The 21572-nt window shown below is 64.6% G+C and carries 14 protein-coding genes; 2 read left to right on the forward strand and 12 right to left on the reverse strand.

The window, feature by feature from the left end; all coding sequences use genetic code 11:
• Nucleotides 1–25: 25 nt before the first annotated feature.
• The 12 genes from drmC to M0638_RS19640 all read right to left on the reverse strand — a co-directional run bounded on the left by drmC (nt 26) and on the right by M0638_RS19640 (nt 19546).
• Nucleotides 26–787, reverse strand: a complete 762-nt coding sequence (drmC, locus tag M0638_RS19585; protein ID WP_248668695.1) for a DISARM system phospholipase D-like protein DrmC — start codon at nt 785–787, stop codon at nt 26–28.
• Nucleotides 787–2628 (reverse strand): DUF1998 domain-containing protein, encoded by a 1842-nt coding sequence (drmB, locus tag M0638_RS19590; RefSeq protein WP_248668696.1) that lies wholly within the window; start codon nt 2626–2628, stop codon nt 787–789. Before drmB ends, drmC begins: the two co-directional genes overlap by 1 nt.
• Nucleotides 2625–6641 carry a DISARM system helicase DrmA gene (drmA, locus tag M0638_RS19595; RefSeq protein WP_248668697.1) on the reverse strand — a complete coding sequence of 1339 codons (4017 nt, stop codon included), beginning with the start codon at nt 6639–6641 and terminating at the stop codon, nt 2625–2627. The genes drmB and drmA overlap by 4 nt, the downstream gene beginning before the upstream one ends.
• Nucleotides 6638–8587 (reverse strand): BbrUII/HgiDII family restriction enzyme, encoded by a 1950-nt coding sequence (locus M0638_RS19600; protein ID WP_248668698.1) that lies wholly within the window; start codon nt 8585–8587, stop codon nt 6638–6640. The genes drmA and M0638_RS19600 overlap by 4 nt, the downstream gene beginning before the upstream one ends.
• Nucleotides 8580–12713, reverse strand: a complete 4134-nt coding sequence (locus tag M0638_RS19605) for an Eco57I restriction-modification methylase domain-containing protein (protein WP_248668699.1) — start codon at nt 12711–12713, stop codon at nt 8580–8582. The genes M0638_RS19600 and M0638_RS19605 overlap by 8 nt, the downstream gene beginning before the upstream one ends.
• Complete coding sequence (gene drmD, locus M0638_RS19610; protein WP_248668700.1) at nt 12710–15832, reverse strand: DISARM system SNF2-like helicase DrmD; 3123 nt, start codon at nt 15830–15832, stop codon at nt 12710–12712. The genes M0638_RS19605 and drmD overlap by 4 nt, the downstream gene beginning before the upstream one ends.
• Nucleotides 15829–16254 carry a very short patch repair endonuclease gene (locus M0638_RS19615; protein ID WP_282572169.1) on the reverse strand — a complete coding sequence of 142 codons (426 nt, stop codon included), beginning with the start codon at nt 16252–16254 and terminating at the stop codon, nt 15829–15831. The genes drmD and M0638_RS19615 overlap by 4 nt, the downstream gene beginning before the upstream one ends.
• Entirely contained in the window at nt 16226–17320 is a 1095-nt protein-coding gene (locus tag M0638_RS19620) for a DNA cytosine methyltransferase (protein WP_248668702.1), read from the reverse strand. Before M0638_RS19620 ends, M0638_RS19615 begins: the two co-directional genes overlap by 29 nt.
• Complete coding sequence (mads1, locus tag M0638_RS19625; protein ID WP_248668703.1) at nt 17317–17559, reverse strand: methylation-associated defense system helix-turn-helix domain-containing protein MAD1; 243 nt, start codon at nt 17557–17559, stop codon at nt 17317–17319. The genes M0638_RS19620 and mads1 overlap by 4 nt, the downstream gene beginning before the upstream one ends.
• Nucleotides 17560–18026: 467 nt before the next feature.
• Entirely contained in the window at nt 18027–18479 is a 453-nt protein-coding gene (locus M0638_RS19630; protein WP_345893052.1) for a type II toxin-antitoxin system VapC family toxin, read from the reverse strand.
• Between the two features lie 3 nt (nt 18480–18482).
• Entirely contained in the window at nt 18483–18761 is a 279-nt protein-coding gene (locus tag M0638_RS19635) for a FitA-like ribbon-helix-helix domain-containing protein (protein ID WP_248668705.1), read from the reverse strand.
• A gap of 128 nt (nt 18762–18889) precedes the next feature.
• A complete protein-coding gene (locus M0638_RS19640; protein WP_248668706.1) occupies nt 18890–19546 on the reverse strand; it encodes a hypothetical protein in 657 nt (218 codons plus the stop codon).
• Between the two features lie 185 nt (nt 19547–19731).
• Between M0638_RS19640 and M0638_RS19645 the strand changes: the two genes are divergently transcribed.
• Both M0638_RS19645 and M0638_RS19650 read left to right on the forward strand, forming a co-directional pair.
• A complete protein-coding gene (locus M0638_RS19645) occupies nt 19732–20157 on the forward strand; it encodes a LexA family protein (protein WP_248668707.1) in 426 nt (141 codons plus the stop codon).
• Between the two features lie 5 nt (nt 20158–20162).
• The gene (locus tag M0638_RS19650) at nt 20163–21440 is read left to right on the forward strand and encodes a Y-family DNA polymerase (RefSeq protein WP_248668708.1); all 1278 of its coding nucleotides are present in this window, start codon (nt 20163–20165) and stop codon (nt 21438–21440) included.
• Nucleotides 21441–21572 lie beyond the last annotated feature (132 nt).

Here is a 21572-nt window from a genome sequence, read left to right on the forward strand (position 1 = left end):
TGGGAGTGCTCGTTCGATCGGCGCTTCAGATTGGACGAATGACATTGGTCTTAATCAATGCGTATAGATGATCGCGTAAACTGGAAGGAATATGGCCGCCGGTAAGCAGGACTCCTGCCTCCATATTCTTTTCGATCGCGTGTCCGGTAAGGTTCGCACTCGTCAAAAATGCAATAGCGCCGTCGGCGACAACCATCTTCGCATGAACCCGGCCGTTGGTGAACGGATGCGGACGATGGGTCCAGACATACAATTTAGCTGAAGGAACGGCGTTTCTCATCGTCGATACAGGATCGACGAGCAAACTACCTCCTTGGGTCAAGGAGGCTTCGACGAGAATTCGAGTGTCGACTCCTAGATCGGTGGCCGAATTGATCGCGGCTATGACCGAGGGAACGTCATAGGCAACGAAGCTCACGATGAAGAGTTCCCTCTTCGCCTTCCGGATGACGTCCAAGAGGACTTGTTCAGTTCGACGGGGCGCGACGAATGGCGTCATCGGTCCGGTCCAGACGAGCTCGACGCTGCAGTCTCGCTGCATTCGCTGCCGAGTATGAGCCGCACCCATCAGCATTCCGGCGACGATGTCCCCGGACATCGTGGTTTTCTGCCAAGCCGTGATGAGCGATTCGAGGGCCGCCCGGGCGGCCGGTGTTCCGACGACTTGCTGGAGATCTTGTTCCCGCCTCGGCGGCGAAGCGCCCCGCAACCGCGATGCAATCGCTTCGACCTTCGAGGGCGGCAGCAAAGCCGCCAGTTCCGTAGCTGCATCCAGGAGTGGCCCCATCACGAGCCTCGGAAGAATGCGGCATCTGGATTTTCGAGTGTCGGAACCACCAGCGCACGGTCCAGATGCCGATTGCCTCGTTCGCAAGACGTTTCGGACACGAAGGAGCAAGCATGACAGGCTGCTCCATGCAGCGATTGGTCCTTGCTGGGGTCATGCTCCGAGCACAGCGGATCGGAGGCGCAGACGTGCGCACGATCCAGGGCCTGGCGAAGCAACCGCCCGAGATTTTCGGGTTTGCCCAATTCGACCAAACCCCCGAGTGTTCCGTCCGAATCGGCTGCAGCCGTGTAGATGAGAAACCCGGCCTGGTCTTTCCCCCCGTCGACTTCTGCGTAGATCCGCTCCCGAATGCTGGCGGCGTTGTACCCGCATTCGAGGGCCAGCTCTCTGATCAGCATATGCGCCAAGGTGTGGAGCAGTACGTACCGCACCCCAGGATAGCCTTCCCTTGGATCGAGATTCCGTTTTTGGCGCCATCCGCGATGCCCCGTGCGCAAGCGCGCGTCGACGTCTTTGACGGCGTCCTCTTCGGCCCATGAGTTCAAGGCATCGGTATCGAAGCGAATGAAGATGCCCTCGCCGTGGACCTGTGTCGCCGGTACCCAATCGGGCGCTGAGCGCCCGAGCGGAGCCCGAGGCGCCGCATCGTCACCCGATCCCTCGTCCGGGGATTCGACGCGGGTGAAGCCGAGCAATGCGTTCACTTCACGCAGCCTCTCCAAGAGCAGGACGCGCGTGATCGTCGTTTCGAAGCCTTTCGGAACTCCGACCTTCTTGCTCATGAAATGCGGGTAATCGGTCGGCGGATCGTCCGCCGTTAGAACCTGCCATTCCGGCTCTTTTAGGTCGCTTTGGCCGACATCCGCCCCTCCGCTCCGGTGGGCTTCGATGGCCGACCAAATCTGATCGTTGGAGAACCGCTCGATACCGGGGAGTTGCGCCGTTTTCTTGAGCGTCTTGACGACGAAGCCAACCTCGTCGGCAGACGAGACGTCCTCGAAGAAGGTCCAGCCGTCACCGACGATCTGTGCGAGAGGGGTGCCCGTTTGGGGGATGGCGAGGACCGAGAGGGTGACCGGGAACCAGCCATTGGTCGCGCCGAGCAGGATTGCCCGCGGGTCTTCCGGGCAATCGTCATCGAAACGGTCAACGTGCGGATGCCTCCCGCGACACCCGGGCAAATTGTCTCTGCCGGCCTGGCCGAAAGCTTGGGCCATGTTCTTCGATGCCCCGCAGGCGTCGCATTTGACCCAGAGGTTTTCGGTTTGAAGCGAGGCGCCGCTTTCGAAGAACCGCAACGTCCCGCGGCAGTCGTAGGGACCTCCATGAACGAACCAGTGCCACGGGAAGTCATCCAGGTGTCCGGCACGGCAGGCCATCAGGAAGCGGGCGGGCACCGCGTCGGCGTCACGGGCCCGCTGATCATTGTTCGAACCGCGGCAGCCTTCATGGACGAAGCGCGTCGACTCCGGGCGGTACCGGTTTTCCTTCAGCTTGAACAAGCCGGCATCGAACGGCGATAGCAGCCCACATTTCACGCAGCGCAGCCATCTGGGGAACGGCTTCACCGGAACGCCGACCAGGGCTGCGGGGGAGAATGGATCGACGACGTCGCGCTCGCCGATCGGCGGCATGCGCAGCGATTCCACCTGAGGTCCGAGAACGCTTCGGACGTTCGCCAGCAGACGCGCCTCCTGAATGGGCTGGCATCGATCCTTTTCCCATCGGTCGATACCCATGGTGACGACCGAGAGATTGGGCAGATCGATCAGCGCGCCGGGACCGTAAGTCCACAGAAGTTGGCTTGGGCGGACTTCCCCTACGGGTGTCTTGCTCATGCGTCGGCCCCATTCGACGGGGTGACTCTGGCTCGCCAAGGGGGATCGTTCGTCGAGCGAGAATCCTCCATCACCAGCCTTACGCCGGGTTCGACCTCACGCATCGACATCGGGACGGTCCAATCCGTCCAGGGCTTCACACCCGGGGCTTCCAGGAGCGGATACGCCGTGGGGCCTGCCCCATATTTCTGATAGACGAGCGTGCGGCCTCCCATGCCAGCCTCCTTGGCCCAGTCGTCCGCTCGATGCTTCAGTTCCCGTTCGATCAACGCCTTCTTGGCCGAGTCCTCCGTGACCTCCCAAGCCCGTTCAGCCACGGCGCGGATCGTCGATGTCATCTCCGGTCTGCTCGGACTGTTCATCGCACCCGCGCCCGTATTCGGCGCGAAGGGATCATAGGTGTTGCGCATGATCGACAGCATCGCTCCCGTCAGACCACGGTCCAACGCGCGCGGCGAGAACGGCGTCACCGACTGGGCTTCGACGTGCTGATAGAAGGTCGCGTGATAATGCTCGAACGCCTCGTAGTGTGAGAGGTCGCGCGGACGCGCCCAGGTAAGCACGGTGGCGACCAAGCCTGGCGGCGTGCGGCCGACGCGGCTGGTCGCCTGGATGTATTCGGCCGTTCCTTTCGGTTGGCCGTTGACGACCATCACGCCGAGGCGGTTCACGTCGACGCCGACCGAAAGCATGTTGGTGGCCAGGACGATGTCGATCGGGCGCGGATCACCCGGAGCCCGCTTCTCTGCCCATTTACCCGTCGCGGGATCGAACGTCCCGTTAAAGGGGATTTCGAGCTGATCGAGATAGCGTGGGATGTCGTGGCTGGAAACGCGGGAGGTGAGTTCGCGAACGTCGTCGACGCGGCGTTGCGACAATCCCGGTCGATCGACGAGACTCATGTTCACGCGGAAGGATCGCGTCTGTACGTCGTCCTCGGCGAGGCGCTTCATTCCGCCCAACTCGCGCAGCGAATTGAAATAGCCGACCAGCGTCATGTAGGGGTCAGCGACCGGGCCGAAGCGATCGAAGAGCGCTTGCGCTGCGGTGAGGAAGGCCGTGTACGTCCGGATCAGCACGGCCGGGCGAGAGCTGCCGGGCGCGCATATGCCCATGTAGCGGCGGCCCGGCTTCTCTTCGATGGACCGTTGAACCGAAAAGAAGTTGTCCTCTACGTCGAGGCCGGATGGCGGAAAGACGGAGATACGCCGCATGAACACGTTACGCACCTGGTCCTCGGCGCGCCGCACGGTCGCGGTGGACGCTACCACTTTCGGCCGGACCTTCGCGTCACCAAGGGACCAGGTGCTCAGCTCGTCGACGGCACTCTCGTAAAGGCCGACCATGGTGCCGAGCGGTCCGCTGATGAGGTGGAATTCATCCTGGATGATGAGATCGGGTGGCCGCACAGTGCGCACCGGCTTCACTTTGGCTGCGGGATGAGCACCGCGCACCCGGTGCCCCGTGCCGCAGTCGTGCCCGGGCCAGAGCAGCCCGTGGCGTTCGCATTCCTCATCGACCCGACCGAAGAGGGTTCGCACTTCCGGCCGCCAAGCCATCATGGCGAACTTGTCGACGGTGGCGATCATCATAGTCGGGGGGCGATGATAGATCTCCTCGTCGACCACCTTCACCGGCAATCCGGGATGAGCACGGCCGCTGGAGCCGGCACGCGAGAATTCGCAACTGCCCAGCTTATCCCCGCAATGGATGAGGGTCCGGCCGAGAATCCTGTCGACCTCGATGTCGCGACCCGCGGAGATCTCTGAGCCGCACCAGGGACAGCTCGTCAATTGCGCTGGCGACGCGATACCTGCCCGGTTCCGATCGCCGTTGCGCAATGCTTCGATCGCCTGGTGAGCGTCTTCGGTTCGGCCCGGAGTCACCCGGTTGCCGACCCACAATCCCAGTGAGAAGGGTTCCCTGCCCCACGTCTTCTCGTCCGCGCGACGGATCACTTCCATCGCGCACAACAGGGCGGTCGCTCGCTGGAACTGTTGTAACGTGAGCAGGCGCAGCGTGTATCGCATGATCACGGCGAGGCCGCGCGAGGCATCGAGCCCGCCGAGGCCGTTCTTCAGCCGACGCATCGCCATGGCGAAGGCGGCCACGCCGAGATACGCCTCGGTCTTACCGCCGCCCGTCGGGAACCACAGCAGGTCGGCGAAGGCCTCCACGGGCTTCGTTCGGTCGGGATGCGCTGGGTCGGCGAGCGACGGCACCGACAGCAAGAGGAAGGCCAACTGGAAGGGGCGCCAGGATCTGTTCCTGGAGATGTCGAGCTGCGCTACATCGGCGGCCTCACCCCGTCTACGCTTGAGGGCATAGAGGCTCCGCACGCGTTGCAGCGCCATGGACCTGTTGGCGAAGCGAAAGGCCGTCAGAGCCGCGCCATCGGAAAAGAGCGTGTCCATCCCCTCGCGAAGACGGCGCAGGGTTTCTTCGCAGCGGGCGATCACGTCCCGTCCCGGATCGTCGAAGCCCGTGATTTCGCTCTCCAGCCGCGCTTGCTGCTCCTTGATCCAAACGGCGTAGTCGTCGACCAAGCACGACAAGGCATCCCGCAACTCCGGCAGTTCCATTTCAGCGAGGCGGCCCATGTCGAGCCAACCCTGATCGACCATCCGGCGCATGGCTGGGCGGTCGCGGGGGTCGAGACCCGGAGTCTCGGTCACGGCGACTTCGTAGCGAGGGATGATTTCCGTTCGGACGCGCCAAGCCTTCGAAGAGTCCCCCGGTATCGTGTCGGCGTGGACCGACACGCCGTGGCCGACGGCGAATTCCAGTCGATTGCGGTAGATCAGGGCGAGGCGATCCCGTTCCGGATCGTCGACCACGATTTCATTGGAAGGGCGTCGCCTGAAGATCGACTTCTCCGCAGTGCCTTCCGGCGCGGTCACGGAGATCTCGGGCTGGAACAGCCAAGCGCGGTCTTTGTTGTCATCAGGTTCCAGTTGGCCGTTCACCAGGAACAAGGTGACGAGGCGCTCCCCCTGGTCGTTGGTCCGGACGGTTCCTTGCAGCCTGACGTCGGGCTGGTCGCGATCGGGGGTCGAGGGCTTCATCGGCCCATCCTTCAGTGGCAGGGGGACGACCCCGCCGCACGGGATGCGCTGCCACACCTTGACCTTGGTCTCTTCCTCCTTTCCGGTCGCTCGGTTCTTGCGGGTTTTGACGATGTCGTGCTCGTCGTTTGGGACACGCTCGTAGCGTCCCCATCGAACGTCGAGGGCGAGCGAATCCAAGCCCGACGCGACACAGAAGGTGAGGCCCATGCTGGACGGGACGAGCGATTGATTGTTCGTGGTGTCGATCTCGTCGAGGGCGTCGTCCTCGGGCTCCACCCGGCCGGATGCGCTCGCGAACTCGGCGCCTGGTTCGTGGATGGGCGCCGCCCGCTCATCCTCGATGTCGCCGACCTCATCCACCCCGGCCGCTGGCTCGACGAGGGCCGTCTCTCTTTCGTCCGGTCGCCGAGGTGCGAGTTTCCCGACAAGGTAACGGTCGCGAACGCTCATGTCCTTGATCAGCTCGTGCGGTCCGCCGGCAGGGCCGAGAAGATCGTCGCGGACGGCCAACTCGAGCAGATCGCGCACATAGGCGGCGTTCTCGATGAGCGGCACGGCATTGATGTCGGAAATCCCGGCCGCCGTCGCTGCACGCAGGAAATCATCCCAGGAGAGACGGCCGATCGGCCCGGCGGGGGCGGTGAGAGCCAATCCGCTCAATGGTACCGGCGAGGCGACGGCATGGAGCTTGTCGAAATAGAACGACGTCTCGGACCCCGTCGATCGGATGCGCAGGAGCCGTCCGATCCGCGTGACCAACTGCGAAGGAGCGACGAGAAGCAGCCAGTCACCCTCCGCGATGCCCGCGAATAGATGCGGTCCTCCCGCACACGAGAAGCCGAAATCGTGCTGCGCGTCGCGAACGTTCGCGTCGATGGCCATCCATGCCGTCTGGGCCGGGCTCTGTGCTGTCGCACCAGTCTCCGGCTGACTGGAATCGATCATATCTGGTTCACCAATTTTTCGAGGCGATCCAGCTCTCTGCTGGCCCTGAGATACTGCTCGTAGGCTTCTTGTGCCCCTTGGATGAGGGCATCGTAGTGGACGATGCGGCTACCGGGCGAGATCGCCGTCATGGATGATTTGAGCCGATCCGGATTCGTCTTCTCTTCCTCAATCGACTTGCCGAGAACGAACACGACCTCGATGTTCGGTAATGGGGTACCTTGCTGTTGCAATATCCGCCGCAGGGTATCCACATAGAGCTGCCCTTGTTCCTGCAACTCAAGGAGCTTCATCTGCCGGCCGGCTTTCTTGAGCTCGACAATGATGTGCTTTCCGGCGTAGGTGCGATAAGCGATGTCGATCCGGCCTAGCCTCTCTTTCTCGCTGAAGTCCTCGATGATGACGCCTTCCGAGACCAGGCGCTTTTCCATGAGTTCACTTCCGGAGGCACGCTCCCAGGCGGGATCCAGCAACCAGAGATGATCGAAGAGGTATTTCTGGAGGACCTTCTCTTTTGCGTCCTCATCGACGATCTTCTGGAACTCTTGAATCGCGGCGAGGCGTGATCGGACGATGTCGCGGTACAGAGAGGCTTCGAGGGAATCACGATCCGCGAGTAGGGTGAGCAGCTTGTCCACGCTGGCGATGCTCGCGATGAAATCCTCCGTCGATCCGCGGAGCTTCATGCGCTCGAACGCGAGTATGCCGTGGCGGTATAGAACCCTGCGATCATCTTCCTCGTCGATCGGCAGGGCGCTGAGCTTCGCGATCAACTCTTCGGCGCTCTTGCGAAAGCCTTTCGGCAGTCCATTGAGCCATTCCGCAAGGGCAGGCGAGGACTCCTTCGCCTTTTCGATCTCATGCTTCCGCCGCCACTCGTTCCAGCGGCTCTCGACCTGATTGAGCCGCGATCGCAGGAACGAGATGAGCTGCTGATATCGCTCGTCATCCTCCTGCACGCGCTGACGGTCGCTTGTGGCGATATCGGGCTTGTCATCTACGTCGAGGAAATCAGCTTCGATCTGGCCCGTGAGATATTTCGTGTAGATCCTGGCATCGTTCAGCTTGTCGAGGATGTTCTCGTGGAATAGTCGCCCGCGAGCGAACACGACGATGCCGTTCATGTTGCCAGCTTCGGTGCTCTCCAGGTCCTTCGGCTTTCTGGCCGTGCCGATCCAGCCTTTCACGCGCCATGTCGCATCCCAAGCGTCGAAGCGGTCGGAAAGGGCTTCCTTTTCCTTGAGCTGGGAGGAGGCCGTCAGATCGGGTTCTTCGCTCCCGAACGTCCAAAGGAACTGAACCATGGCGAGATCGCCGCGGTCGGCGGCCGTGATCGGCTGGCCGTCGATCTCGACCCTGAAACCATGGGCTTCCCCCACTACCGAGAACCGCCTCGCCAGACGCTTGCGGAGCGCCACTGCTCCCGGCCCGAGACGCTGGCGCTTGACGTCCTTAAGGATGATCTTCGTCCCCTTCGAGACGGTGATCTCTTCTTGGGCGAGCGGTTCGGGGCTGTAGAAGGGCTTCTGCTCCCGGACAGATTCGTGGATGCCCGCGACCGTCATCCGCAGGCCGTGAGCTCCGCCGTCCTTCGCCGAATGCACTTCAATGGTGTCGGCGATCGAGAAGAGCGAGAGCTTGCCCAGCCCCTTCCTGCCCATCACCGGCCGGCCCTTGGGCGTCACGCGACCGTCGGCCTCTTCGCGGCGCCGATAGCCGACGCGCAGGTACTTATCGTTCATGTCGGCGACCGACATGCCGACGCCATCGTCGGTGATCTCGATCCACTTGCCGTCCGGGTCGATCCGGATATCTACCTTCTCGGCGTCCGCATCCCAGGCGTTGGCGACGGCTTCGGTCAGGACCGCTGCGATGTTGCTGTAGAGGTTGATCCCAAGGTGGTCGAGGACGTTGAGGTCGACCGTCATCTTGTAGGTGTCAGACATCGACGCTCTCCGGCTCGGACATCCCGACATCGAAGAGGTTGGCCGCGGAGGCCTTAGCACGCTTTCTGCCAGACACAGAATTCTTTGGAGCTTTGTGCAGACCTCGGTCAATTTCTTCTTGGTAGCGCCGTCGGTTCAACTCGGTAAATCGACGTAGCACCTCCGCACGCGCGGCATTGGAGATAGTGAACCTGACGCGGTCATTCTCAGCCAGGTTCGACAGCTCGTGATAGCCATGCCCGAGGTCTATGTCGTCCCATCCGTAGGCAGACATGACTGCCGCATCAATCTCGCAGTGCTGTTCGCGAAGGCGCTCAATGCGCCGATCGCTGTCACTCGCATTATGGAAACGGTTGTAGAGCTTCGTGAGGCCGATCGGGTTGGCGGGATCGGTCATCACCCCGTGGCGCGATTGCAGGTATTCACGACCAAGCTGGTCGAAGCGAAGAATGTCGGCGGATTCCAAAAAGGGAAAAGTCTCGACTGCGTCGGACGGCGAGAAATTCAGGTCGAGCTTCATCCGGGAAGACTGTTTCCAAACCCAAGCGTCGACCGGGGATGAATTGAAGATTGCCGCGTAAGCGTAGGCCTCTGTCACAGCGAAAACGACACACTTCTCGTGGAAGATGACGTCGTTTGTTACTACCGACGGATTGAAATATTTCCCGACGCGCCCCGCCACGAGGATGTGTTCGAGCGGACGGGATTGCGGATTCCAGCCGTCAGGGTGCTGTTCGAAATGGTGGCCACGCCCTATCGCATGATAGAGGCCCGGACGCTTTTCAGCGAACTGCCACCACCGCTGGGGCAACGGCTTCCGAAGAACGAACTCACCTCGCTCGTTGAGACGCTGACGTTCCGGTCTGACTCGATCTTTGATGCGCTGCCAGGGCAGTTCGTATTCCTGTGCGCGGTCGTCGGACCAGTCCCAGAAACTGATCACCCATCGAGTTGCCCGTTGCTCTGGAATTGATTTCAGGTCGTCTCCGTCAAGGTAAGGAAAGATCACCTCGGCATTCTTCGGGTCGGCATCCAGCATTCGACGCGCTTCGTCAGGAGAAAGCACGAAGCCCATGCCAAGCACGATTGAGCCTTGATAGGTAATGCCCTCGTTGGCTTTGAGCCGCTTCGGACTCCATTCCTCATGATCGGACAAAAAAGCCGATATGAACGAAGCCGACCGCCCGAGCAACGATCGGGCGCCCTGCCACTTGCCCTTGTGGACATGCACTCGACTGGTGACGACCGCCGCCTTTCCGGGCCAAGGCTCGTTCGGGTAGGCAGCGTGGATGACGGCACCCTTGCCGACCATGGCCTCTAAGCCGACCTGCCGCGTGTCGCCTTCTGCGATGGTGTTGACTGCTAGTAGTCCAAAGCCACCGCCGTTTCGCAATAACGAATAGGCACGCAAGAAGAAGTAAGCCACGAGGTCGGCGGATCCACGGCGACCTTCGGCAATTTGGTCGACCAGCCAGTTCCGATAGAGAGTACCAGTCACACCGGTGATCCGCTGCCCTCCCAAGAATGGAGGATTGCCGACGAAGGCATCGAAGCCTCCATTGTTTCGCAAAAAGACTTCAGGAAACTCAAGTGGCCAATGAAGCGGCCGTCGGGCAGCACCGTCGGGAGCATCGCTCGTGAGATCGGACGCCGCATCCCGCACCAGTCGACCCCGAGCATCCGCGTTGCCCCTGGCGGCTCCATCGGCGATGGCGGCCAGCGTGTTAATTCTCGCGGTTCGCTCACTGGCGCGGTCCTCGGTGAGGGCGATTCCGACGAGGGCATCCGCGATCAGCTCCGGCAGCGCGAGTTCATTGCGTGATTTGGCGTCGAGGGCGGCCATCGCTTCGACATCGCCCATGTCGCGAATGGGGATGGAGCGGAGTTGGCTGCGAAGTTCGAGCGCCTTGTCGACAGCCGATCGGATGGTCCTGCCGAACAGACGAAGCTGAGCGTTACCCGTTGGGTTCAGATCCAATTCAATGAGCTGATCGAGATTGTGAATGCCCAGAAGACTGTCGCCACTCCGGAAGTTGTGGTCGAGAAAACCGAAGGGGCGGCCCTTGGCGAGGGTGGTCAGCCAGAGCGACAGCTTGGCGAGTTCTACCGCGAGCGGATTCTTGTCGACGCCGTAGAGGCAGCGCTCTGCGATCAGGCGACGCGCCAGGATCGCCCGTTCCTCGGTATGGCGCGACAGCAGCTCGAATGCCATGCCGTCATCGGCAGCGTGGATGCGGCCTTCGTCGTCTATTCGGCGTCCTGCTGCCTCCTCGGTGGACCAAGCCTCCACCAGCCGGTCGGCGAGCCAGCGGCAGGCCTGCACGAGGAACGCGCCCGATCCCATCGCTGGGTCGCAGATTTTGAGGTCGAGGAGTTCGTCGGCGCTCTTGAGTTCCCAATCCTCGGGCGCCTTGCCCTCGGCTGGGCCGCGATAGACGACCGGGGTTAGCGTTTCCTTGACGATCTTTTCGGTCAGGCTCTTGGGTGTGTAGTGCGTTCCGCTCTCACGCCGATCGGCGCCGAGGACGACGACGAAAGCGCCGGAGTGATGGACCAGAGGGTATCCCCAGGGGTCCGTCCGCAAGAGTTCAGCGTAGGGCAGGATGCAGTCACGTAGGGCGACGTCGCCGCGGCACACGGTGAGCAGCCGCGCCGCTAGGCGTTCGTCTGGCGCTTGCCCGATGGCGTTACGAATGGCGGGCTCGGAGCGCTCGCTCCGTTCTTTCAGGAGCTCGACGACCCTCGCGGTGCCGTCGAGACGTGCCGACTCGATTTCACCGAGCGCCACGCGCGCATTCTTTGCCTTGGCCGATCCTTCGAGTTCGAGCGTCACATCATCAATGCGCTGGACCGTGCGCTCAAGAAGGCCTTCATAGACGTGGCCGATCTGTTCCACGTCGAGCGCGCGATAGGACAGCGTGCGCCCTTCGAAGGTCTGGATCGCTTCCAGCAGGAGGAGGACCGTGCGGTCGTCGATCGGCAGGGGCTCCGCCGGGTCGCTCCGCCAACTCGTTCCCTTCTTGCGCCCTTCGAGGAAGGGGTAGCGGTCCGGGTCGAAGAGCGATCCGCCCATCGCCGGAAGCCGAAGCAATGGATGATCGATGCCGCCGTAGACGCCGCGGAACAGCGCGAGCAACCGGGACCACGCCGAGCGCCGGCGTTCGAGTATCTCCTCGTTGTCGGCGCGCAACTGCATGCGCAGGCTGGAGAGCGCGTAGAACGCGTCGTACCGAGGGTCGCCGAGAAGGAGCAGGCCGCGCTCTTCCGCCGCGAGGAGGAAGACGAGCCTCATCATTACCGTGAGGCCGGCTTCGTAGAGTTCCTTCGGGTCGACGTCGTGCAACAGATCCCGGTTGCGGTCCTGGTCGGCGCGGTCGAGGGATTGGACCAGCACCTCCACCGCACGGCGGACCTGTTCACCGAGCGCGTCGGTTACATCGTCCTGGTGCTTCAGCGATCGCTCGAACAGTGCCGGCAGCCTTTCGGCTTCCGGGCCGAAGAAGCGACGGATCCCGAGCAGGCTGACGAACGCACGAAGTGTCTCGGCCTCCTGCCCCCAGAGACGGGCGTACCAATTGGCGAAGCTCGCGACCGCTCCCGCCGGGGCATGAACGAGCATCCAGCGCTCGCCATTCGTCACGAGACCGAGCGGGCATCCGGTCGCTCGAAGCAGCGACACCATCCAGTCACCCGAGGTTGTGGCCAGCCCGTCATAGTTTCGGGTGGCATCGAGATCGGCATCGGGGTCGTAGATTTGGATGAGCAACAGCGGGGCATCGCCCTGGGTCGGATTGACGATGGCCAGGTCGGGCGCGATCGTTACGCCGTGCTCGGGCAGTGAGGCCTTCAGCCGCTCTGGCAAAGAGGCTGCCCTGCGCAGAACCTGGTCGTCCACATCCAAGGCACTCTGCAGGACCTCGTCGATCCACGCCGAGTGGATCGCGGGCAGATCGGGATCGTCCGCATCAACGGCGTCACGCCACTCGTCGTAGGCAGCGCGGAGCCGTCGAGGGCGACCCGACGTAAGGGCCTCCAGACCCTGTGGAAGCACCTCTCTCAGCACGGGCACCGCGAGGAACGGACCCGACACCTCGATGAGGTCGAGCCAATCGTGGTTGGCGCTCATCGCTTCCGCTCCCTCGTTAGGGAGTCGGGCACGAGCAGTATCACGGCCACGGGAAACGTGTGATCGCGGATGTTGGAATATCTGTTCTCGATCGCGCGCACCTCTTGTTCCCGTTCGAGCGGGATGCGGGCGAGACGCGCCTCCAGAGCCGCTCGGTCACGTCGGAGCTGGGTGCGCTCGTCTTCGGAGAAGAGCGAGAGCTGTTGCGGCTCACGTTCGGCGGCGAGTTCGGCCCGCAACGCCCTGTCGAGATCATCAAGGACCTGTCGGATGTCGTCGCTCTCACTTTCCCGGCGGGTGTCGATCGAGTTCGACAGAAAGCGCAGGCGATCCTTGGAGCGCGCCTCTACCGCCGCCAGTACGGAATCGCGCTGTTTCTCGAAGCGGGTCCGCAGCGCCGCGAAGGTCGTGTCTGGCAGCACGGCTGGCTTGGAGTCCTGTAGCCATCGACGTACGTCGGTGACCCGTTCCTCGCGACGAAACCCGGCATCGCGCAGATAACCGCCAGCCTCGGTGAGCTCCTCGTGCAGGCGATGGTGGCTTCCGCCCGTGATCACCAAGCGAGAAACGACGGCGACCGTCGGAGCTTGCAGGCGGTCGTCGGGAAGCGATCGGGCGGTGACACGATGGATCTTCTTCACGTCGTCCCGCGCCCAGATTTCGGCTCGAAGCAGGCGCAGACTCATCTGAACGAGGCGGTGATTGAGATGCACCAGGACGACGTCGTCGCGCCCCTTCGCCACGTCGTGGTCGAAGGTGATCGGGCGGACCTTCTTCGTATAGGGATGCTCGAGACCTTCGAGGCATCGCGTCCATGAACCCGATAGCGCCGGCATTCTGAAGACGGTCCCATCGGGAGCTCCCGGGAGGGAAACGGGCTCAAGGTCCGGTTTGTCCGAAAGGCGCAGAGCCGTCCTCACCGCCCTTTCGATGTGGTCGGGAGCGAGATTCTGCTCTCGCTTGGTCTCGGCGAGGCGTTCGTGCAGCTTTGTGATGCGTTCCCGGAGATCGCGCTCCGCTCTGACGAAGCGGCGGGACTTTTCCAGGCGAGCTTCGGCCAGCCGGGTATCCAGATCGCGCCGACGTCCCTCGATCAGGTCCGGTAACTGGGGGGCGATGACCGGGTTGACGCTGCCCATGTCGGCCCGCATGGCGTCGAGCTTCCGGAGGGCACGCAGGATATCTTCGCCATGGCTTCCCTCGTCGTCGACCGGATGCCAGATGACCACCTCTCTGGAGCGCTGGCCGTGCCGGTCGATGCGTCCGTTCCGCTGCTCCATCACATTGGGATTGTAGGGGATCTCCAGATGGACCATCAGGTGGCAGTGGTTCTGAAGGTCGATGCCTTCCGAGGCGGCATCGGTCGCCAGGAGGATTCTGACGGGAGATTCGTTCGGGCTGGCCTGGAACGCCGCCTTCACGGCTTCGCGCTCGTCGTGATCCATCCCGCCGTAGATCAACGCCAGCCGGTCGCCGCCGAAGCCGTGAGCCGCGAGGATCTGTTGCATCCACTGCTGCGTCGTCCGGTATTCCGTGAAGAGTATGACCCGCTCGTCCGTCCACTGGCCATCGACCTGGAGATGCCTGGCGAGCCACTCCAGTATGGCGCGGGCCTTGGAATCTTCTTTGCGCGACGCTTGCTGGGCCCAAGACCGCAGACGTTGGAGCATTAGCCATTCTTTTTCGTCGGGCGGTCGGACGTGTTTGCTGGCTTCGCCGATCGCCTCGTCTTCCGCCATCTCGCGTTGCGTGTCGTCGGCGTAGTCTTCCTCCGCCTTCGAGATGGCTCGCCGGAGGATGCGCTCGTCCAGCTTTCGTTGGCCTTGCCCGGCCAAGGCGCGCCCCTCAATGGTCGCTACGTGCCTTTCCAGCGTCGTCGCGAAAGCCGCGGGTGACGACGACAGGCGCTTGCGTAGCAATTGATGGACGAAGCGATCGACGGCTCGCGTGCCCTTTTCGCTGCGCTCTCGGCTGGATATGTAGTCTCCGAGCAGGCGACGGATTTCACGTTCGTCCTCGGCATACCTCACGGGGAGGGCTTCGAGGCGCCGTACCGGATAGATTCGGTTGCCATTCGCATCGACCAGGTCGCTCTTCAGCCGCCGCACCATGACCCGGGCGCGCTGCGATTCGCTCGGTAGGACGTTCCTGGCGAAGCGTTGATCGTCCAGGAGTTCGAGGAGCGCGGTGAACGATTCCGTGTAGCCGTCGTGAGGCGTGGCGGTCAGGAACAGCTTATGCTGGAAGTGCGGCGCGAGAAGACGGACCAGCCGTGTCCGGAGGCTCTCGACAGCATAGTGCCCGACCGTCGGCGCGACGTTGTGGGCTTCGTCGATCACCAGCAGATCGAACTTGCGGGGATGCGTCACCGTAGGGGGCAATGCATCTCGGAATAGGCGCAGGCCTTCACCCTGCTTCGCCCAATCCATCGAGGTGATCAGGAGAGGGAACGAGGTCCACGGGTTGGCGTGCAGCCCTCGCTCGCGACGCAGATGTCTGACGAACTCGGCATCCACGATCCGAAAATCGAGGCCGAATTTCTCCTGCATTTCGGTGCGCCACTTTTCTTGCAGTGACGCCGGGCACAGCACCAGCACGGTACGCGCGCGGTGACGTAGAAGCATCTCCTGGACCACGAGGCCGGCTTCGATCGTCTTACCGAGGCCGACGTCATCGGCGATGAGCAGGCTGGTTCGAGCCATGTCGATCGCTCGCACCAGTGGGTCGAGCTGGAAATCCTCGATGCTGACGCCGCTGCGGAAGGGGGCTTGCAGGTAGGCTCTGTCCGCGTTGGTGGCCGCTCCCCATCGGACGGCATCTAGAAATGCTTGCAGCGTGTCGGGATCGTCCAAGCCCGTGATGCGCGGCAAGCCGGCACGCTCAATGACATGGGCACCTGGCTCCAGTTCCCACAGAACCTCGATTTCCTCACCGAGGGCATCCTCGTCGATCGAAGCCAATCGAACGAGGTGATGCTTGGGGAGACCGGGTGCGATCGAGCCGTCGTCCACCTCGGAAACGATCCACTGACGCCGGCGAGCTTCCACCAACTGACCGGGCTCTGGGATCGTGTGATGTGCTATCTGCGCCGCTGCGCTGCCGGCTCGTCCGACGATCACCGACGCCTCTCCCCGGTCCGCACGAGGTCGGCGATGCGTTGAGCCGCTTCACCGGCGCTTTCGTGTGCCCAAATGCGGACGACCCGCCAACCCAAAGCCTGGAGGCGCCGATCGGTGTCGGCGTCCCTGGCACGGTTGGTTTCGATCTTTTCGCGCCAGAACTGCGCATTGCTCTTCGGCCAAGAAGCGTGTTCCGGGCAGCCATGCCAAAAGCAACCATCGACGAAGATGGCGACTCTGGCGCCGGGAAAAACGATATCGGCGACCCGGCGCGGCTTGCTCAGCAATGGGACCTGCAAGCGATAGCGCAGCCCTCTGGCGTGCAGCTCCTTGCGTAGGGAAAGTTCGGCGTTGGTGCCCTTCTGCCGCACCCGAGCCATGCGGACGCTCGCCTCATGCGACGAGGGGCTTAAGTGCGACATCCGCGATGCCTCCCTTCTTCTGGCCTTTTCGCTTGGTCTTGATGCCGAGGTGCGCCGCGATGCTTTTCCCGATGACCTCGCCGAGGACGACCGGGACCGCATTGCCGATCATTCGGCCGAGAACCTTGAAATGGGTGGGACCGCCCTCTGGTACGAAGGCATAGTCCTTCGGGAACCCTTGCAGGATGGCTCCTTCCCGCAATGAGATCGCCCGATCCTGCTCGGGATGCCCGAAGCGGCCGTTGCCGAAACCATAGAACTGCGTCGTGATCGTCGGAGCCGGGTCTTCCCAGGTCATGCGCCCGTAAACGCCGGGATAGGTGCGGCCAGTCTCTTTGCGATGGCATTCCGCGACCAGCCGTTTGGGCCAGTCGCGCCACGTCCCGCCGGGGCGAGAGGCGCGGATGCGCTCTAGGTTCAGCTCCGAAAGCTTGGACGACACATGGAAGGCGTCATCTTCATGAGCGCTTCCGGCTTCGATGGCGGGCAGTTTCCCGATCGCGTCTTTGACGGTCCGCGGTTTCTCGTGCGTCGGCGCGATCAACTCGATGGGGCCGATCGCGCTCGCCAGTATGACCATGCGCCGCCTGGTCTGCGGCAAACCGTATTGGGTGCAATCGACGACGTCTTGCCAGACCTCGTAGCCGAGCCGGCGCAGGGTGGCGACGAAGTCGTCGAAAACGGCATGCTTCTCGACCAGAGGAACGTTCTCCATGGTCACGATATCCGGCCGGACGGATTTGATGAGGCGGGCGAACTGGTACAGCAGGGGCCAGCGTGGACTCTTCAACGTGTCGTAGCGTTGGGAGTAGGTCGAGAATGGTTGGCACGGCGCGCAACCGGCCAAAATCCGAATTTCGGCGCCGCCATACAGCTTCCTCAGCTCCGACGGCGTTACGCTCTTGATGTCCTTTGGAATGAAGCGCGCACCATTGTTGGTCTCGAACGGATACCGGCAGGCAGTATCGACATCGATCCCTGCGACGACCGGGATGCCGGCTCGGGTCAGGCCGTGTGTCAGGCCGCCAGCGCCACAGAACAGGTCGATGCACGCCACTTCGCTCATTTCTTCGCCCTCGTGGCGCGCCTTCCCGTTCCCCGCACATCGCTCATGGCATGTTCACTGCCCTCGTCCGATGCTCTTCCGGCTCTCACCCATGAATCGACTTCGTCCGACTTGAACTTCCAAAGCCTTCCAACCTTGTGGGCAGGCATGTCTCTTTTCGTTATCCAGCCGTAGATCGTGTCTTTACTGACACCCAGATAGGCGGCCATTTCCTCGACGGACATCCAGCGATCAGCCATGAGCCGCCCCTTCTCCGGACGTAGAGGAGGGACGGGATTATTCCACTCGCGGAGGGTTTAGTAAAGCTGGTTTGGCCTGATTTAGTCCGGTGTGGTCCGGGACTCGCCGATTTCGTCGGAAGGGGGCAGATCCCGTGTCATGGCCGTCTCCTCTCCGGGGCCGCGTGCTAGGCGCTGCGCGCCCCGACCTGCCTTGCGGCTCGGTCCATGCGGGTGACGCCCGCTGACGCGCTTACCGCCGCAGATGCGGCGTAGAGCGGGGCCGAGGGGCTTTGCCCCCTTTCTCCCCCAAGGAGGCTTCCATCCAGCTTCCTCCGGCTCCGTGCTGTCGGATCCTGGTGAAGCCTCTTCTCCCCGTCCAACCCCACCGCTCGCGCGTGCCCGGGCGTCTCCTCGCGGAGAGGTCGAGGTCCGCGCCCACCAGGGGCGAGCGGTGCGGGTCCGGATGGCCGCGATCTCGTCTTCGGTCATGCGAGCCCCCGTTTCCTTCCGCAATCCGAGAGCGGAATGAGCATTGCCGCCAGCGTCGGGTCCGGGTGGCGCCGCATGGCGGCGACGAAGGGCCCGTCCGCGGCCACGACGCCCCGGGCCCCCATGGCCACGGCGAAGGCCACGTACAGGGTGTCGTAGGTCGAGTGGTTGACGGCCAGGCCGATGTCGAGCGCCACGTCGTGCAGGGCGAGGTCGCCGGTCGGCGTTGGCGGCACCTGAGCGCGCAGGAGTTCGAGCGCCTCTCGCGCCTCGTCCGGCGACCACTTGCCCTTGCGAACCTGGAGCCAGCAGATGTTGGTCGCCTCGTTGAGCCAGAAGTCCGGCACCAGGAGCTCCTCCTCGCCCTCGGCGAGCTCCTGGGCGAGGTGGCTGTCCGGTTCTTCGAGCACCCACTTCAGGGCGACCGAGGCATCAACGACCAGCGCCACTCGTCAGGCGCCCGAGGTGCCGGTGAGGTCCCCTGCCCTGCCCTCCCGGCTTTCCCGAAGGAGCTCGGCGGCGGTGGCCGACCCGCGACCGGCGGTTCGGCGCCGGAACTCCGCCAAGCGCTCCGCGGCGGCCGTGCGCGGCGAGGGCTGACGGCCGCCGGTCAGCACCTGGCGCAGGATCTCCCGGTGCTCCGCCTCGGCGCTGCGCCCGTGCTCGGCGGCCCGAATCCGGAGCGCCCGGACAAGGTCGTCATCGAGGTTGCGGACGGTCAGGGTCGCCACGGGCGTCCTCCTGCTGCGGATGCAGTCATTGCTAACATATAGGCAGCAATGATGGCGCCCGGAAGCCCCGCCGTGCCCTGTCGGCCGGCAGTGCCCGTTGCGATAGAGGGTTGGGCAAGCCGGCCCGGTCAGGCCGGGGGCAGACGGTCTGCGAGCGCCTTCGGCGGCGCGGGCCGGAGCCGGGGCGGTGCCTTCGCTGCCGCCGAGAGCGGGAGCTGCATCGCGGGGGCGCTGTTGCGCCGCCCCTTCGGCGCCGGCTCGTCCGCCAGGGCGGGCACGGGCCAGAAACACTCGACCTGACCCTCCTCACCGCGCAGCGCCAGGAACACCACGCGCGTCACCTCGCCCGTTTCGTCCGTCTCCACCGCGAGGCGGAACATCAGGCCCTCCGCCCGATCCGCGTCGCCGAGCGCCAGGGCGAGCTGCTGCGCCTCGCTCTCCTGCCGCCGCAGCGTGCGCTTGGTCGGCTCCGCCGCATCGCCGCGGTAGAAGCGCACCGGCACGCCCTCGATCAGGAAGACGAAGTGGTGCGTCTCGTCGAGCACGCCGAGCCAGGAATAGCGCCCCGCCTCGGCTGCGCGGCGCAGGCGGTTGCGGCTGAAAGAGTAGGCGCGGCAGCCGATGCTCCAGGCGTCGTCGCCGGCCCAGGGATCGGCCATGGCGAGCGCGTCGGCCCGCCCGCGCGCGAGAAGGCGCGCGCAGATGGCCAGGCGCTCCTCGGTGAGCGCCGGATGCAGGTCCCAGGGGCGGCGCACCGCGGGCGCCGCGTCGGCCTCGTCGGTCATGCGCACAGGATAGCGCAGGCCCCGCGCGCCGACCCAGGCCTTTGCACACGCGAGGGCGGGCGGCGCCTCCGGTCCGCCGAGCCTTCCGCCGTCGGCGGTGCCGCGCGCCACTGGCGCCATTGACGCCGGGCGCGACAAATCGCGAGTGTTGCGGAACATTCAGCGAACATGGGCGATTCGGCAGCATGCAGGTCCACCCCGTCCCCCTCGATCCGGCCGCGCTCCCCCTCCCCCTCCTCGGCCGCCGCGTGGCGGCCGGCTTTCCGTCACCGGCTGACGACTACCTTGAGGGCGAGATCGACCTCGGCCGCTACCTGATCGAGCGGCCGGCGGCGACCTTCCTCATGCGGGTCGCGGGCGAGAGCATGGTCGGCGCCGGCATCCTCGATGGCGACCTCGTGGTGGTGGACCGCAGCCTGGAGCCGCGGCCCGGCCACGTCGTCGTCGCGGTCTGCCACGGCGAGATGACGATCAAGCGGCTGCGGGTGCTGCGCGACGGCCGCGCCGTGCTGCTGGCCGAGAACCCGGCCTTCCCGGAATTCGTCATCGGCGAGGAGCTGCCGGCCGAAATCTGGGGCGTCGTGGTCGGCGTGGTGCGCAAGACGGCCTGACGCGCATGACCGAGGCACCCCGCGCCGCCCTGGCCCTGATCGACTGCAACAACTTCTACGTCTCCTGCGAGCGGGTGTTCGACCCCCGCCTGCGCGGCGTGCCGGTCGGCGTGCTCTCCAACAACGACGGCTGCTTCATCGCCCGCAGCGAGGAACTGAAGGCGCTCGGGGTGCGGATGGGCACGCCCGCCTTCCAGGTCCGCGACCTGATCCGGCGCCACCGCGTGCGCGTGCTCAGCTCCAACTACGCCCTTTACGGCAGCATGTCGGCGCGGGTGAACGCGGTGCTCGCGGGCTTCTCGCCAGCGGCGGAGGCCTACAGCATCGACGAGACCTTCCTCGACCTGGCGGGCGTCGCCGGGCGTGACCTGCGGCCGCTCTGCCAGGACCTGCGCGCGACGGTGCTGCGCTGGACGGGCATCCCGACCTGCGTGGGCGTGGGCCCGAGTAAGACGCTCGCCAAGCTCGCCAACGCCGCCGCCAAGGCGGACCCGGCCCTCGGCGGCGTGTGCGACCTGACGGAGCCGCAGGCGCGCGCGGCGGTGCTCGCCCCCTTCCCCGCCGCGAAGGTCTGGGGCGTCGGCCCGGCCACCGCGGCGAAGCTGGCGGCGCTCGGCATCACCACCGCCGCCGAGCTGCGCGACCTCGATCCGAAGCAGGCGCGGGCGCTCGGGACGGTGGTGCTGGAGCGCCTGGTGTGGGAGCTGCGCGGCCTCGCCTGCCTGGACCTCGACCTGGTCGCGCCGCCGCGGAAGGGGCTTGCGGTGACGCGGAGCTTCGGGCGGCCAGTCACGGCGCTGGCGGAGGCGCTGGAGGCGGTCGCCGCCCACGCCACCCGAGCGGCGGAGAAGCTGCGCGCGCACGGGCTGGTGGCGGGGCGGCTCTCCGCCTTCGCCCACACCGCGCCGCACCGCCCGGGGCCGCAGCACCACGCGGCGCGGGCGACGGGCCTGGTGCCGATGACCGCCGACACCCGCGACCTGGTGGCCGCCGCCGGCCGGTGCCTCGCGGCGGCGTGGCGCGACGGCTTCGCCTACGCCAAGGCCGGGGTGGTGCTGGAGGATCTCTGCCCGCCCGAGGCGGCGCCGCGGACACTGTTCGATGCGCCGCGCTCCGGGTCGGAGCGCCTGATGGCGGCGGTGGACCGGCTCAACGTGCGCTTCGGCCGCGGCACCGTGTTCCCGGCCGCGGCGGGGGTCGAGCGCGCCTGGGCGCAGCGGGCCGCCCATCGCTCGCCGCGCTACACCACCCGCCTCGATGAGCTGCCTATCGCGCGGGCGTAGCGACCGAGGTCGCCGTCGCGGGCGGCATGCCTAGTGCCCTCAGAAACTCCGAAGGTTTTCAGTCCAGAACCTGTGCGCCTCTGTTGTGCGGCTCCGGGCGTCTCCCCCGCGGCGCGGGGGCCGGGCTGTCGG

The organism is Roseomonas acroporae (assembly GCF_023223525.1).
In the GTDB taxonomy this organism is placed as follows: Bacteria; Pseudomonadota; Alphaproteobacteria; order Acetobacterales; family Acetobacteraceae; genus Roseomonas_E; species Roseomonas_E acroporae.